Below are 13882 nucleotides of genomic sequence, written 5' to 3' on the forward strand. Positions count from 1 at the left end.
AACGTTGTCGGGATTGCGTGCTGTCAGGCGCACAATCGCGTGAATTTGCTTACAAAACTGTAATCTTTGACCTGGATGGCTCGGCCGTTGCCGGCGGTCGCGCTTGACTCGAACCGAAGTTCGGATCGCGCGCGAATCGAAGCGCTACAGCGTCTTTTGCGCGTCCGCCTTCGCAGCTTGCACCGCGGCTTGCGCGGCGGCCAGCCTGGCGATCGGCACGCGGTAGGGCGAGCACGACACGTAGTCGAGGCCGACCTCCTCACAAAAGCGGATCGACGCCGGGTCGCCGCCATGTTCGCCGCAAATGCCAAGCTTGATGTCCGGCCGCGTCGCGCGGCCTTTTTGCGCCGCCATGCGCACCAGTTCGCCGACGCCCTCTATGTCGAGCGACACGAACGGATCCTGTTCGATGATGCCCTTTTGCCGGTAGGTCTCCAGGAACGAAGCCGCATCGTCACGCGAGATGCCGAAGGTGGTCTGGGTCAGATCGTTGGTGCCGAAGGAGAAGAATTCGGCCGACTCGGCGATAACATGGGCGCGGATGGCCGCGCGGGGAAGCTCAATCATGGTACCCGTGAGATAGTCGATCTTGACACCGGTTTCCTCCATCACGCTTTTGGCGACGGCATCGATGCGTGCCTTGACGTAATCGAGTTCCTTCTCCAGGCCGACCAGCGGCACCATGATCTCGGGAACCACCAGAGCGCCGGCCTTCTTGCCGGCCTCGACGGCGGCCTCGAAAATGGCACGCGCCTGCATCTCGGCGATTTCGGGATAGGAAACGGCAAGCCGGCAGCCGCGATGGCCAAGCATCGGGTTGAACTCGTGCAAAGCCTCGGTGCGCTGCCTGAGCTTGTCGGGCGACACGTTCATGGCGGCCGCCACCTCGGCCACCTCTTCCTCGGTCTTGGGCAGGAATTCGTGCAGCGGCGGATCGAGCAGACGGATCGTCACCGGCAGGCCGGCCATGATCTCGAACAGTTCGAGGAAATCGGAGCGCTGCATCGGCAACAGCTTGGCAAGCGCGGTGCGGCGGTCCTTTTCGGTGTCGGCCAGGATCATCTCGCGCATGGCAACGATGCGGTCGCCGTCGAAGAACATGTGCTCGGTCCGGCAAAGTCCGATGCCTTCGGCGCCGAAGGAACGCGCCATGCGCGCATCGAGCGGCGTTTCGGCGTTGGTGCGCACCTTCATGCGGCGCACGGCATCGGCCCATTCCATGATGGCGGCGAAGTCACCGGAAAGTTCCGGCTGCAGCATCGACACGGCGCCCTTCAGCACCTGGCCGTTACTGCCATCGATGGTGATGATGTCGCCCTTGCGGAACGTCGATCCCATCGCCATCAGCGTACCGGCCTTGTAGTCGACGCGCAGCGAGCCGGCCCCCGACACGCAAGGCTTGCCCATGCCGCGCGCCACCACCGCGGCGTGGCTGGTCATGCCGCCACGCGTCGTCAGGATGCCTTCCGAAGCATGCATGCCGTGGATGTCCTCCGGACTGGTTTCTATGCGCACCAGGATCGCCTTGCGGCCTTGCGTTTTCAGCTCCTCGGCATCACCGGAAGAGAAAACAATCTCGCCGGTGGCAGCACCCGGAGAGGCCGGCAGGCCGATTCCGATGACATCGCGCGCGGCCTTCGGATCGATCGTCGGATGCAGCAACTGGTCGAGCGAGGCCGGGTCGATGCGGGCGACCGCCTCCTCCTTCGTAATCAGCTTGTCCCTCGCCATTTCGACGGCGATCTTGAGCGCCGCCTTGGCGGTGCGCTTGCCGGACCGCGTCTGCAACATCCACAATTTGCCGCGCTCGATGGTGAATTCGAGATCCTGCATGTCGCGGTAATGCTGCTCCAGCCGGTCGGAGATGGTGACGAAGGACTGGAACGCATCCGGCATCAGCTTCTGCAGCGACGGCTTGTCGGAGCCGGCGGCAATGCGCGCCGCCTCGGTGATGTTCTGCGGTGTACGGATGCCGGCTACGACATCCTCGCCCTGGGCGTTTACCAGGAACTCGCCATAGAGCATCTTTTCGCCGGTCGACGGATTGCGGGTGAAAGCGACGCCGGTGGCCGAGGTATCGCCCATATTGCCGAACACCATGGCCTGGACATTGACCGCGGTGCCCCAGCTTTCGGGAATGTCGTGCAGGCGCCGGTAGGTGATGGCGCGGTTGTTCATCCAGCTCGAAAACACGGCGCCGATCGCGCCCCAGAGCTGCTCGTGCGGATCCTGCGGAAACGGCTTGCCGAGCTCCTCCTCGACCTTGGCCTTGTAGAGCGCAATGACGCCCTGCCATTCGATGGCCGTCAGTTCGGTATCGAGTTCGTGGCCGAGCCCACCCTTCTGGTCTTCGAGGATTTCCTCGAACACCTCGTGGTCAAGGCCCATGACGACATCGGAATACATCTGGATGAAACGGCGGTAGCTGTCATAGGCAAAGCGGGCGTCGCCTGAATCGGCGGCCAGCGCCTCGACAGTCTCGTCGTTCAGGCCGAGATTGAGCACGGTGTCCATCATGCCCGGCATCGAGGCACGGGCGCCGGAGCGCACCGACACCAAAAGCAATTTCGACGGATCGCCGAAACGGCGTCCGGTCAGCCGGCCGATATGGTCGAGTGCGACCGCGACATCGGCTTCCAGGGGCGCCGGGTAGGCGCGGGCATTGGCGTAGTAGGCGTTGCAGACCTCGGTGGTGATGGTGAAACCCGGCGGCACAGGCAGGCCCAGGCTGCACATCTCGGCCAGATTGGCGCCCTTGCCACCCAGCAGGTTCCTGTCGCCGGCGCGACCTTCCGCCGCGCCATCGCCGAAGGTGTAAACCCATTTGGTCATGCGTGCTCTCCGGTTGCAGGAGATTGGAGGATTGGAGCGTTTCGCCCGTGGTCCGACCGAGCGATATGATGCTGCACTGCGAAAGGCAAGGCGTCGGCAAAGCCAGCCGGCCTCTACAATCGATTAAGCAAAAGCTGCGTCAAAAAGACTTGCGACATTGGAGGTAACGGAATAGAACATAACAAGAACACTATATGGAGTGGCGTTATGAAACTGACTGGAAAACTCGATTATCTGGAACTGCCGGCTACAGGCGGCACGCTGGACACGCTGAAAGCTTTCTACAGTGCCGCCTTTTCCTGGTCGTTCACCGACTACGGGCCGACCTATTCGGCCTTTGCCGAAGGGCTGGACGGAGGTTTTCAGGCCGATGCTGCCGAAGCTCCCGCCAAGCCGCTGCCAGTGCTCTATTCGCAGGATCTGGAAGAAACGTTGAGCGCCGTCGAAAACGCCGGCGGCACCATCGTCAAGCCGATCTATTCATTCCCCGGCGGCAGGCGCTTCCATTTTACCGATCCGGCCGGCAATGAAATGGCGGTCTGGGGCGAGTAGCACATTCCCGGTCGAGGCTGGGTTGGCTGCGAAATCGGGCGTCCGACACCACCCTTCATGGCCATTGTGCTTTTTGGCTGCTCTGCTAATAACGCGCCGCACAAGCGACTCGGCTTCTTGGGGCGTCGCCAAGTGGTAAGGCATCGGTTTTTGGTACCGACATTCCCAGGTTCGAATCCTGGCGCCCCAGCCAGTTTCATTTTTTCAACAAGATCAATGACTTGTGGGGATTTCAGTTGCCTAGCGCGAGGCATTCTTAAGACATATGTCTTTTGACGTAGCGTTTGGGCTTGATTTGCATTCTCTGATGGAACCGAAATGGCCCTTCGCGGGTTGATAGCCGACCTGAGAAGCCCAACCCTTAGGTTGTCAAAGAGCCCGCCTTCCCGTCCCCCCGGAACGCGGGCTTTTTCGCGCGCCTGCCTTGCCCGAGGTTAGGGGGGCTAACTGCCAGCTCGATCGCTATGTCATTTGATACGGCCCGTTGAAGCGCAATGACCTTCAGGGCGATCAGCCTGTTTCTGCTCCCGCCAGCCATTCCGAGCGGTACCAGTCGACAAATTTCCGCAACCCATCTTCGATCAAGACGCTCGGCTTGAAGCCGAAATCGCGCTCCAGCGCGGTCATGTCGGCAAAGGTCCGCTCTACATCGCTGCTCTGCATCGGTTCATACTGGCGAATCGCCTTTACACCGAGCAGTCCTTCCAGCGTATCGATGAAGTCGCTGAGCCGCTCCGGCCGGTTGTTGCCGACATTGTAGACCCTGCTCGGCGGGACCTCAGCCAAAGGCGGCTTGTCGAGCACCGCCGTCACGGCCCTTACCACGTCGTCGACGTAGGTGAAGTCCCGCCACATCTCGCCATTGTTGAACACCCGGATCGGCTTGCCCTCAAGCATCGCCCTGGTGAACATCCAATAGGCCATATCGGGCCGGCCCCAAGGACCGTAGACAGTGAAGAACCGCAGGCCGGTCTGCGGAATACCGAAAAGATGAGCGTAGGTATGGCTCATCAATTCATCGGTCTTCTTGGTCGCGGCGTAGAGCGAAACCGGTCGGTCGACCTGATCGGTCTCGCTGAACGGCACCTTGCGGTTGCCGCCATAGACCGAGCTCGACGAGGCATAGACCAGATGTTCGAAGGTCGGCTCGGCGCGACAGAATTCGAGCATCTCGAGATGGCCGACGACATTGGAGCGGACATAGAGCCTGGGATTGTCGAGTGAATGACGCACACCCGCCTGCGCGGCGAGATGGACGACCCTTTTGATGCCTTGGCCCGCCAAAGCCGCACTGAGCGCGCCCTCTTCGGCGATGTCGAGCTGATGAAACGAGAACGCCTTATGCGGCTGAAGACGGGCGAGCCGCCCCTGCTTGAGTGCCAGGTCGTAATAGTCGTTCATGTTGTCGACACCGACGACCGCTTCCCCCCTGTTCAGGAGGTGATGGCAGACATGGCTGCCGATGAACCCAGCGGCTCCGGTGACCAGTACAGGCAACAAGGTTCTCCACGCGCAAGGCCACGTCAGGGTTCCGCAAACGGAACTGACCATTTTCATTTGGTGCTATAGTCGAAAGCCGAAATTGAGGCCACCGGCAGGGCTGACGTTTCAGCTCGCCTCGCGCATCGCCTCGGCCGCCTGCAGGTCGACCGACACCAGCTGGCTGACGCCCTGCTCGGCCATGGTCACCCCGAACAGCCGGTTCATGCGCGCCATGGTGATCGGGTTGTGGGTGATGATGACGAAGCGCGTCTCGGTGGTGGCGGCCATCTCGTCCATCAAATTGCAGAAACGCTCGACATTGTGATCGTCGAGCGGCGCGTCGACTTCATCGAGCACGCAGATCGGCGCCGGGTTGGTCAGGAACACGGCGAAGATCAGCGACATCGCCGTCAAGGCTTGCTCGCCGCCGGAAAGCAGCGTCATCGTCTGCGGTTTCTTGCCGGGCGGGCGGGCCAGGATTTCCAGACCTGCCTCCAAGGGATCATCCGACTCGATCAGTTGCAGTTCGGCGGTACCGCCGCCGAACAGATGCGAGAACAGCCGCTGGAAATGACCATTGACGACGTCGAAGGCGGCGAGCAGCCGTTCGCGGCCTTCGCGGTTCAGGCTCTGGATCGCCTGCCTGAGCTTGCGGATCGCCTCGATGATGTCCTCGCGCTCGGAAACGATGGTCTCCAGCCGGTCGGACAGTTCCTTCTGCTCTTCCTCGGCGCGCAGATTGACGGCGCCCAGCCGTTCGCGCTCGATCTTCAGCCGGTCGAGCTGGCGTTCGATCTCGGCCATTTCGGGCATCGGGCTGTCGGCCTCCAGTCCGGTATGCCGGATGACCAGATGCGGCGGCGTGTTCAGCGTTTCCTGGATGCGCGCCTCGACCTCCAGCCGCCGCTCGTCGGCGGCGGTCAGCCGCTCTTCGGCACGAACGCGGGTTTCGCGCGCCTCGGCCAGCGACTGGATTGCGGATGTCGCCGCCTTGTCCAGCTCGGACTGCCGGTTTTCCGCTTCCTGCAAACGGTCGGCCGCTGCCTGGCGCAGGCTTTCGGCCTCGGCAAGCTGCGACAGCAAAGCGCGCCGCCTGGCGTCGATTTCGTCGGGCGCATCGACCAGCCTTTCGCGCTCGGCTTCGGCCTCGGCCTTGCGTTCACCAAGCGAGGCGATCTGCGTCGATGCGTTTTCGGCGCGCTCCAGCCAGTTGCGGCGCTCGGTGTCGATGGCGTCGAGGCGGCGCATGCGCGCCTCGGCTTCCCGCCTCAACCCTTCATGAACGGCGCGTGCATCGGCTAGCGCGGCACGGTCGCGGGCGACGTTGGCCGAGGACTGTTCGAGCTGCAATTGCAGATCGCCGAGATCGGGCGCGCTTTGCAGCAGCATCTCGGCCTCGGCGAATGCCGCCGTCGCTTCCTCATGGCTGTCGACGATGCGCGCCCGCGCCTCGTCAAGGGCGGCGCGCCGGCTGGACAATTCACCACCGGCCTTTTCCGCGTCGGCCAGCACGTTGCGGGCGGCGTCCAGCCCATGCTGCGCCTCGCGCCCGGCCTGGCGTGCGTTGCGTTCGACCTCGCTCGCCCGGGCAAGCGCCTGCTCGGCGCGGGCAAGAACCTCCTCGGCCTCGCGCAGGATGCGGGTCGCATGGACCGCCTCGGCGTCGAGCTCGGCCAGCCGGTTCTTCTGTGCCAGCCGCTGCGCGGCCGCTGTCGGCGCATCGGCGCTGGCGGTAAAGCCATCCCAGCGCCAGAGCGCGCCTTGGCGGCTGACCAGCCGTTGCCCAGGCGCGAGCAGCGCCTGCAGCCGCCGGCCCTCGCCGGCCTCGACAATGCCTATCTGCGCCAGCCGGCGGGCCAATTGTGCCGGCGCGCGCACGACGCTGGCCAGGCTCTTGATGCCTTCGGGCAGAGTGGCGTCGCCGGGCTTGATTTCGCTTTCACCCCAATGCACCGGTGCGCTGCGATCGAGCGGCACGTCGAGATCTTCGCCAAGTGCCGCACCCAGCGCCGTCTCGTAGCCGCGCTCGACGCTGATCTGTTCGAGAACGGACGGAAACAGGTCGCCGCTCGCTGCATTCAGGATCTTGGCGAGCGTACGCGCCTCGGTCTCGATCCGCGCCAGTTCGGCCTTGGCATCCTGAACCGGCGGACGGGCGGCACTTTCCGCCGCACGCGCTTCCACGACCGCCTGTTCGGCGGCAATCGCGCCAGCCTCGGCGTCTTCGAGCAGCGCCAGCGCCTGTTCGACCAAAAGCCGCTTCTCGACGGGATCGGGCAGGCCGGCGACGCGGGAGACGATGTCTGACAATTCCCGGTCGACATCGGCAAGCTGGCGGGCGAAGCGGTCGCGGCGCTCGGCTGTTTCGCGCAGCGTCCGCTCGATCTGGTTGCGGGAAGCCGCGGCCTCGGCCCGTTCGGCGGTCAGGCCGGCCAATTTCTCTTCACTCAAGGCAAGTGTCGACGCTGCCTGTTCGAAGACTGCCCGGGTGCTGGCCTCGCGCTCGGCAGCGCCGGCATTTTCGGAATTGAGCGTGGCTTCTTCCGTGCGCAGGCGTTCAAGAATATCCGCATTGTCGCGGACCATCCGCTCCTCACGGGCGATGTCGCCGTCAAGCTGCTGCAGCCGGCGGTCGAGTTCGGCCTGGCGGGCGCGGATGCGACCGGCTTCCTCCTCGATCTGCGCCTTGGCAATCGACAGGCGCTGGAAGGCGGCAGCGGCGGCGGCTTCCGCGTCGCGCAGGTCCGGCAACCGATGGGCGCCGATGCCTTGTTCCTTGGCGGCATTCATCTGCGATGCGGCGCGGTCACCCACCAGGGCCGTGGCAATCGCCAGCGCCGAACGCGCCTCGCCTTCCTGCGTCTTGGCCAGCGTCCAGCGCAGATGCAGCAGCGTTGCTTCCGCTTTGCGGATATCGGCCGACAGGTTCTTGAAGCGCGAGGCCTGGCGCGCCTGGCGTTTCAGGCTTTCGATCTGGCTTTCCAGTTCGCCGACGACGTCGTCCAGCCGTTCGAGATTCTGTTCGGCCGCCTTCAGCCGCAGTTCGGCCTCATGGCGGCGTGTGTGCAGGCCGGAGATGCCGGCCGCCTCTTCGAGAAGCGCGCGGCGCGCCTGCGGTTTTGCCTGGATCAGCTCGCCGATGCGGCCCTGACCGACCATCGACGGGGAGCGCGCGCCGGTCGACTGGTCGGCGAAAAGCAACTGCACGTCCTTGGCGCGGGCTTCCTTGCCGTTGATGCGGTAGAGCGAGCCGGCCTCGCGCTCGATGCGGCGCGAAACCTGCAATTCATCGGCATCGTTGAAGGCGGCGGGCGCGGTGCGGTCGCTGTTGTCGAGGAAAAGCGTGACTTCGGCGGTGTTACGGGCCGGACGCGTTCCCGAGCCGGAGAAGATGACGTCGTCCATGCCGGAGGCACGCATGTTCTTGTACGAGCTTTCGCCCATCACCCAGCGCAGCGCCTCGACGAGGTTGGACTTGCCGCAGCCATTGGGCCCGACAATACCCGTCAGGCCGCGTTCGATGACGAACTCGCCGGGTTCGACGAAGGACTTGAAACCAAGGAGGCGAAGGCGCGAAAACCTCATTCGCGCCGCCCCAAAAGTGGGTTCCGCAAAAGTGTTGCGCGGTTTTGCGAAGAGAACCCACGGCAAGACAAAGAGGCGCGCACGCCGAAGCGCAGCCGCTTCGGCGCTGCCGAAACGTCAGAGCAGGGGGTCGATGATGGCCGATATTTCCGCAATCGACAGCGCCCCTTTGTAGGTCTTTCCATTGATGAAGAAGGTCGGCGTCGAGTCGACCTTGAATTCGTCGGAGCCGCGCTTCTGGACCGATCTCACATCGTCCAGAAGTTTCTGGTCCGTCAAGCAGGCCTCGAAGGACTCCTGTGTAAAACCGGCGAGCTTCGAGATTTGCAGCAGCGCGTCCTTGGTATTGTTCACACCCACCCAGTTCGCCTGCTGTTTGAACAGCACGTCCACCATGGGGAAATAGTTATCCTTGGCGCAGCGCGCCAGCATGAAACCGGCCTCGGCGCTGGGATCGAAGGGAAATTCGCGCAGGATGTAGCGGGCCTTGCCGGTGTCGATGTATTTCGTCTTCAGCTCCGGGAAGGTGGTTGCGGCGAAATGCGCGCAATGCGGGCAGGTCATCGAGGCATATTCGACGATGGTGACCTTGGCGTCGTCCTTGCCCAACTGCATGTCTGGCAGTGCGCCCGGCTTGAGCAGTGCCGTCATATCAACCGCACCCGTGGATTCCGGCGCCTGCACAGCGGCCGGCGCGGCCGGGGCCGCCGGAGCGGCGGGAGCCGCAGGCTTCACATCTTCCGCCTTGGCTTCCTCGCCGGAGTCGCTGCATGCGGCGAGCAGAACCACCGCCGGAACGGCGGCCAGCGAGGACAGGATTGTTCGGCGAGACAAGCTTTTGTCGAACTGGGCACGGTTCATGCGAATCACCTGACTATGGTTGGATTTTGCAATGCAAAGGCTAGAAAAGGCGAGAGTTGGCGCGAATTAAGGCATAGCCATCCCCATTCCAATCGCCAAACTCGATGCGCATAATCACGAATGCGCGAGATTGTCACTTCCTTTCGCCAAGAATGGTGGCGCCGAGCCGCTCCAGCGAGGCCCGCAATCCGTCATCCTCGATCAGCCCGACAGTGCCTGACAGTTTTGCCTTCTCAGCCGCGGTCAGCGGCCTGAAGCTTGGTTTGGGCCGGCCTTTGTCCGCCGTCACCGGCTTCTGCACGATCCTGATCCGGCCAATGGCGTTGAAGCCGAGGAAGGCGTTGACCCGGTTGATGATCTCGCCGGTTTCGTGCTGCAGATGGAGCGCGGCCATGCCCTCGCAGGCGATGACCAGAACCGCCGGCTCGAACGGGTCATCCTCATGCATGCGGCGCGGCCACTGGATCTTTTCAGGGCGCGAGTGGCCGGCGAGCCGCGGACCGGCTATCTCTTCCCATGATTGGACGAGCCCGATCGAAATGCCGGCCCGCTTACGCAGCACCGGATCGAGAATTGCGGTTGCAAGATCGCTCACCGGAACAGGATTGCCGAAGGGCCTTTTCCCTGCCATGTGCGTTCTCCAGTCATGACCCAAGGCCAGTTTCCGATCAATGGCACTGCACGACCAGACCCGCAAGGCCGCATCACGGGAGAGCGGCAAGGCTGCACCCGGGGAGAGCGGCAAAGCCGCCTCCGGGGATAGCAAGGCTGCATCCGGGGAGAGCGGCAAAGCCGCCTCCGGGATCGCCTCCCGCCTGCTTGGCTGGTACGACGTGCACCACCGCGAGTTGCCGTGGCGCATTCCGCCGCGCGCCCTGACGGGCGGTGAGCGGCCCGATCCCTACCGCGTCTGGCTGTCCGAGGTCATGCTGCAGCAGACCACGGTCGAGGCGGTAAAGGCCTATTTCCGCGCCTTTGTCGAGAAATGGCCTGATGTAAACGCACTCGCCGAGGCACAGACCGAGGACGTCATGAAGGCCTGGGCCGGGCTCGGCTACTACTCCCGAGCGCGCAATCTCAAGGCCTGCGCCGATCTCGTGGCACTTCGAGGCGGCCGATTTCCCGAAACGGAAGCTGGTTTGCGGGAATTGCCGGGGATAGGCGTCTACACGGCGGCGGCGATTGCCGCGATCGCCTTCGACAAACCCGCCGCGGTGGTCGACGGAAATGTCGAGCGCGTCATCTCCAGATTGTTTTCGATCGCCACGCCGCTGAGCGAGGCCAAGGCCGAGATACGCACCTATGTCGAACGCATGGTCCCGCAGACAAGGCCGGGCGACTTCGCCCAGGCGATGATGGATCTGGGCGCTACGATCTGCACGCCGCGACGGCCGCGCTGCATGCTCTGCCCGCTGCGCGAGGATTGCAGCGCGACTGTATCGGGCGACCCCGAACGCTTCCCGGTCCGCTTGCCGAAGAGCGACAAACCATTGCGGCGCGGCGCAGCCTTCATTGCCGTGCGAGCCGACGGCGCCATCCTCTTGCGCAAGCGCCAGGAGAAAGGCCTGCTCGGCGGCATGACCGAGGTGCCGACGACCGGCTGGACCGCACGGATCGACGGCGCGACCACCGACGCGGCAGCCCCCTTCCCCGCCAACTGGCGGCGTGCCGGCCAGATTGCGCATGTCTTCACCCATTTCGCGCTCGAACTCGACGTCTTTCATGCGCATGTGAATGACGACACGCCGGCCGGCCATTTCTGGTCGCTGCCATCGGACATTTCGGGCGAGGCGTTGCCGACTGTCATGAAAAAGGCGATCGAGGCTGCGATACCCGGCGCAACGAAAAAGCCGTCGCAACGCACTGCAAGAGGCCCGCATGACTGAAATCCGCCACATCGTTTTCGACATCGGAAGAGTGCTGATCCACTATGACCCTGACATTCCGTTCAGCCGCCTCATTCCGGATGCCGAAGAGAGAAAGTGGTTTTTCGACAATGTCTGCACGCATGACTGGAACATCGAGCAGGACCGCGGACGGACCTGGGAGGAGGCCGAGGCTCTAGCCATCGCGGCGTATCCCGATCATGCTGAAAACATTCGCAATTTCCGCCGTCACTGGCACGAAATGGTGCCACATGCCTATGACGACACCGTCACCATCATGGTCGGCCTGATCGAGACCGGTCACGACGTGACCATGCTGACCAATTTTGCCGCCGATACGCTTGCCGAAGCCCGGCAGCGTTTCGATTTTCTCAACCGGCCGCGCGGTGTGACGGTGTCGGCCGACATCCGCCAGATCAAGCCGGACCGCGCCATCTACGACCACCACGTCGCCGCCTTCGGCCTCGAACCATCGGCCACCCTGTTCATCGATGACAGCCAGAAGAATGTCGACGGCGCCAGGGCGGCCGGCTGGCAGGCCGTGCTGTTCACCGACGCAAAAACGCTCGAGGCGGATCTCGAGCGTCTGGGGATCAAGGTCTGATCTAGAACCTATTTGACCATGATCTTTTCCGAAAACCGGTTCCCACTTTTCGGGATCATGGTCTATGCCCCTGCCCGCTCCATGCCGAGGCGGGCGATGCGGCGAAGCTCGTCGATCGGGGTCAGGCCGCCGCTGCGCTCATAGTGCCAGAAGGTCCAGCCGTTGCAGGCGTCCAGCCCCTGCACTTCGGCGCCGATCTTGTGGATCGAGCCGGCGCTGTCGCCGATCGCCACCGTGCCGTCGGCGCGCACCTTGGCCGCCCAGCGCTTCTTGGCGTCGTAAAGCGTGGCGCCAGGGGTCATCAAGCCGGTGTCGATGAGGCTGACAAACGCTACGCGCGGCTCGGCGCGCTTGCCGGTAAGCACGGTCAGATCGGCGCCCTCCAGCGGCCGCACTGCGTCGATGCGCTCGTTGGCGGCGTCGATATAGGCCTGTTCGCGCTCGATGCCGACAAAATGGCGGCCGAGGCGTTTTGCCACCGCGCCGGTGGTGCCGGACCCGAAGAAGGGATCGAGCACGATATCGCCGGGCTTGGTCGAGGCCATCATGATGCGGGCAAGCAGCGCTTCCGGCTTCTGCGTCGGGTGCAGCTTGTCGCCATTGTCGTTCTTCAAGCGCTCGCCGCCGGTGCAGATCGGAAACAGCCAGTCGGAACGCATCTGGATGTCGTCGTTCGATGCCTTCATCGCCTCGTAGTTGAAGGTGTAACCCTTACCCTTCTGGTCGCGCGAGGCCCAGATCATCGTCTCATGGGCGTTCTGGAAGCGGCGGCCGCGGAAATTCGGCATCGGATTGGTCTTGCGCCAGACGACATCGTTCAGGATCCAGAAGCCGAGATCCTGCATCTTGGCGCCGACCCTGAAAATATTGTGATAGGAGCCGATGACCCAGATGGTGCCATTGGGCTTCAGCACGCGCCGCGCCGCCAGCAACCAGGCGCGGGTGAAGGCGTCGTAGGCTTCAAAGCTCTCGAACTGGTCCCAGTCGTCGTCGACGGCATCGACCTTGGACTGGTCGGGCCGGTGCAGATCGCCGTCGAGTTGCAGATTGTAGGGCGGATCGGCGAAGATCACGTCGATGGATTTTTCGGGCAGCCGGTCGAGTGCGGCGACGCAATCGCCCTTCAGGATCGTATCCAGCCATTCGGATTGCTGGGGAGTGTGGGAAAGCTCGTCGAGAAGACGCACGGCAGACATTGTTACACCCAAGACACGCGTTGCTGTTTACTCTCCGTTATGGTTACCGATCAGCGTAAATATTCAGTGAAGGCTGGCCGAATTTGCGAAGCCCGGCCTGTTGGTGTATGCCGCGCCGCCTGAGCCTTCCCGGGTCCCCTTGGGGCCTTTGCCTCCTCCCTTGTACCGGATCACCATGCCCCAGCCCGACCTTGTCATCTTCGATTGCGACGGCGTTCTCGTCGATTCCGAAATCATCGCCGCACGCATCGAAGCCGAGCTTTTGACTTCGGCTGGATTTGAGATATCGCCCGAGGAGATCTCGGAGACCTATGCCGGGCTGACCTTCAAGGACATCATGATACGGGTCGAGGAAAAATCCCGCATCCCGTTCCAGGCCTCGCTGATCGACCGCGCCGAAGACCTGGTCGACCGCAAGTTGCGCAGCGATGTGAGCGCCATCGACGGCGTGCGCGAGGCGGTCGCCGCGGTAACCGTGCCGCGCTGCATCTGCTCGAATTCGCGCTCCCAGCGGATCGAATTCATGCTGGAGAAGGTGCAATTGCTGCCGTTTTTTGCCGGCCGGATTTTTTCAGCACTCGAAATTCCGACCAGGAAAACCAAACCGGCCCCAGATGTGTTCCTGGTTGCGGCAGAAAAGCTCAACGCCAATCCGGCCAACACTTTCGTCATCGAGGATTCCGTGCATGGCGTTGCCGGTGCCAGGGCGGCGGGCATGCGCGTGATCGGCTTTACCGGAGCGTCGCACAGCTATCCCGGCCATGCCGACGTGCTGACCGAGGCCGGCGCCGAAACGGTCATCCGCCGCTGGGCCGAGCTGAAAAGCGTGATAGCCGCCTTGTCGGAATGGTCGGCGGACGCCTGAGAGCCGCGCCCTGCTGGCG

General features: G+C 63.3%; 10 protein-coding genes and 1 tRNA gene. 5 read left to right on the plus strand and 6 right to left on the minus strand.

The window, feature by feature from the left end:
- Positions 1 to 144 precede the first annotated feature (144 nt).
- The gene (gene ppdK / locus LHFGNBLO_RS30610) at positions 145 to 2832 is read right to left on the minus strand and encodes a pyruvate, phosphate dikinase (protein WP_258603573.1); all 2688 of its coding nucleotides are present in this window, start codon (positions 2830 to 2832) and stop codon (positions 145 to 147) included.
- Between the two features lie 207 nt (positions 2833 to 3039).
- On the opposite strand from ppdK, the gene LHFGNBLO_RS30615 reads away from it, so the two are divergent.
- Both LHFGNBLO_RS30615 and LHFGNBLO_RS30620 read left to right on the plus strand, forming a co-directional pair.
- Positions 3040 to 3384 (plus strand): VOC family protein, encoded by a 345-nt coding sequence (locus LHFGNBLO_RS30615; protein WP_258603574.1) that lies wholly within the window; start codon positions 3040 to 3042, stop codon positions 3382 to 3384.
- Between the two features lie 118 nt (positions 3385 to 3502).
- A tRNA-Gln gene (locus LHFGNBLO_RS30620) sits at positions 3503 to 3577 on the plus strand.
- 317 nt (positions 3578 to 3894) lie between these two features.
- Here the strand turns inward: LHFGNBLO_RS30620 and LHFGNBLO_RS30625 are convergent.
- The 4 genes from LHFGNBLO_RS30625 to LHFGNBLO_RS30640 all read right to left on the minus strand — a co-directional run bounded on the left by LHFGNBLO_RS30625 (position 3895) and on the right by LHFGNBLO_RS30640 (position 9943).
- Positions 3895 to 4881 carry an NAD-dependent epimerase/dehydratase family protein gene (locus LHFGNBLO_RS30625; protein WP_319944191.1) on the minus strand — a complete coding sequence of 329 codons (987 nt, stop codon included), beginning with the start codon at positions 4879 to 4881 and terminating at the stop codon, positions 3895 to 3897.
- Positions 4882 to 4992: 111 nt separating this feature from the next.
- A complete protein-coding gene (gene smc, locus LHFGNBLO_RS30630) occupies positions 4993 to 8451 on the minus strand; it encodes a chromosome segregation protein SMC (RefSeq protein ID WP_258603577.1) in 3459 nt (1152 codons plus the stop codon).
- Between the two features lie 117 nt (positions 8452 to 8568).
- Positions 8569 to 9312, minus strand: a complete 744-nt coding sequence (locus tag LHFGNBLO_RS30635) for a DsbA family protein (protein ID WP_258603578.1) — start codon at positions 9310 to 9312, stop codon at positions 8569 to 8571.
- 133 nt (positions 9313 to 9445) lie between these two features.
- A complete protein-coding gene (locus LHFGNBLO_RS30640) occupies positions 9446 to 9943 on the minus strand; it encodes a DUF721 domain-containing protein (protein WP_258603579.1) in 498 nt (165 codons plus the stop codon).
- Positions 9944 to 9983: 40 nt separating this feature from the next.
- On the opposite strand from LHFGNBLO_RS30640, the gene mutY reads away from it, so the two are divergent.
- Both mutY and LHFGNBLO_RS30650 read left to right on the plus strand, forming a co-directional pair.
- Complete coding sequence (gene mutY / locus LHFGNBLO_RS30645) at positions 9984 to 11198, plus strand: A/G-specific adenine glycosylase (protein ID WP_258603580.1); 1215 nt, start codon at positions 9984 to 9986, stop codon at positions 11196 to 11198.
- Positions 11191 to 11802, plus strand: a complete 612-nt coding sequence (locus LHFGNBLO_RS30650; protein WP_258603581.1) for an HAD family hydrolase — start codon at positions 11191 to 11193, stop codon at positions 11800 to 11802. The genes mutY and LHFGNBLO_RS30650 overlap by 8 nt, the downstream gene beginning before the upstream one ends.
- A 62-nt stretch (positions 11803 to 11864) precedes the next feature.
- On the opposite strand, the gene LHFGNBLO_RS30655 is transcribed toward LHFGNBLO_RS30650, so the two are convergent.
- Positions 11865 to 12998 (minus strand): site-specific DNA-methyltransferase, encoded by a 1134-nt coding sequence (locus LHFGNBLO_RS30655; RefSeq protein ID WP_258603583.1) that lies wholly within the window; start codon positions 12996 to 12998, stop codon positions 11865 to 11867.
- Between the two features lie 175 nt (positions 12999 to 13173).
- Here LHFGNBLO_RS30655 and LHFGNBLO_RS30660 point away from each other — a divergent pair, with 175 nt between their 5' ends.
- Positions 13174 to 13863 carry an HAD family hydrolase gene (locus LHFGNBLO_RS30660; RefSeq protein WP_258603585.1) on the plus strand — a complete coding sequence of 230 codons (690 nt, stop codon included), beginning with the start codon at positions 13174 to 13176 and terminating at the stop codon, positions 13861 to 13863.
- Positions 13864 to 13882: the final 19 nt, after the last annotated feature.

Source organism: Mesorhizobium sp. AR10, assembly GCF_024746795.1.
Taxonomy (GTDB): Bacteria; Pseudomonadota; Alphaproteobacteria; order Rhizobiales; family Rhizobiaceae; genus Mesorhizobium.

Bases quoted from the DNA above. Each gene is read 5' to 3' on its own strand.
- LHFGNBLO_RS30650 (WP_258603581.1), top strand. From the start codon at position 11,191: ATGACTGAAATCCGCCACATCGTTTTCGACATCGGAAGAGTGCTGATC.
- ppdK (WP_258603573.1), bottom strand. From the start codon at position 2,832: ATGACCAAATGGGTTTACACCTTCGGCGATGGCGCGGCGGAAGGTCGC.
- smc (WP_258603577.1), bottom strand. From the start codon at position 8,451: ATGAGGTTTTCGCGCCTTCGCCTCCTTGGTTTCAAGTCCTTCGTCGAA.
- LHFGNBLO_RS30615 (WP_258603574.1), top strand. From the start codon at position 3,040: ATGAAACTGACTGGAAAACTCGATTATCTGGAACTGCCGGCTACAGGC.
- mutY (WP_258603580.1), top strand. From the start codon at position 9,984: ATGGCACTGCACGACCAGACCCGCAAGGCCGCATCACGGGAGAGCGGC.
- LHFGNBLO_RS30640 (WP_258603579.1), bottom strand. From the start codon at position 9,943: ATGGCAGGGAAAAGGCCCTTCGGCAATCCTGTTCCGGTGAGCGATCTT.
- LHFGNBLO_RS30660 (WP_258603585.1), top strand. From the start codon at position 13,174: ATGCCCCAGCCCGACCTTGTCATCTTCGATTGCGACGGCGTTCTCGTC.
- LHFGNBLO_RS30635 (WP_258603578.1), bottom strand. From the start codon at position 9,312: ATGAACCGTGCCCAGTTCGACAAAAGCTTGTCTCGCCGAACAATCCTG.
- LHFGNBLO_RS30655 (WP_258603583.1), bottom strand. From the start codon at position 12,998: ATGTCTGCCGTGCGTCTTCTCGACGAGCTTTCCCACACTCCCCAGCAA.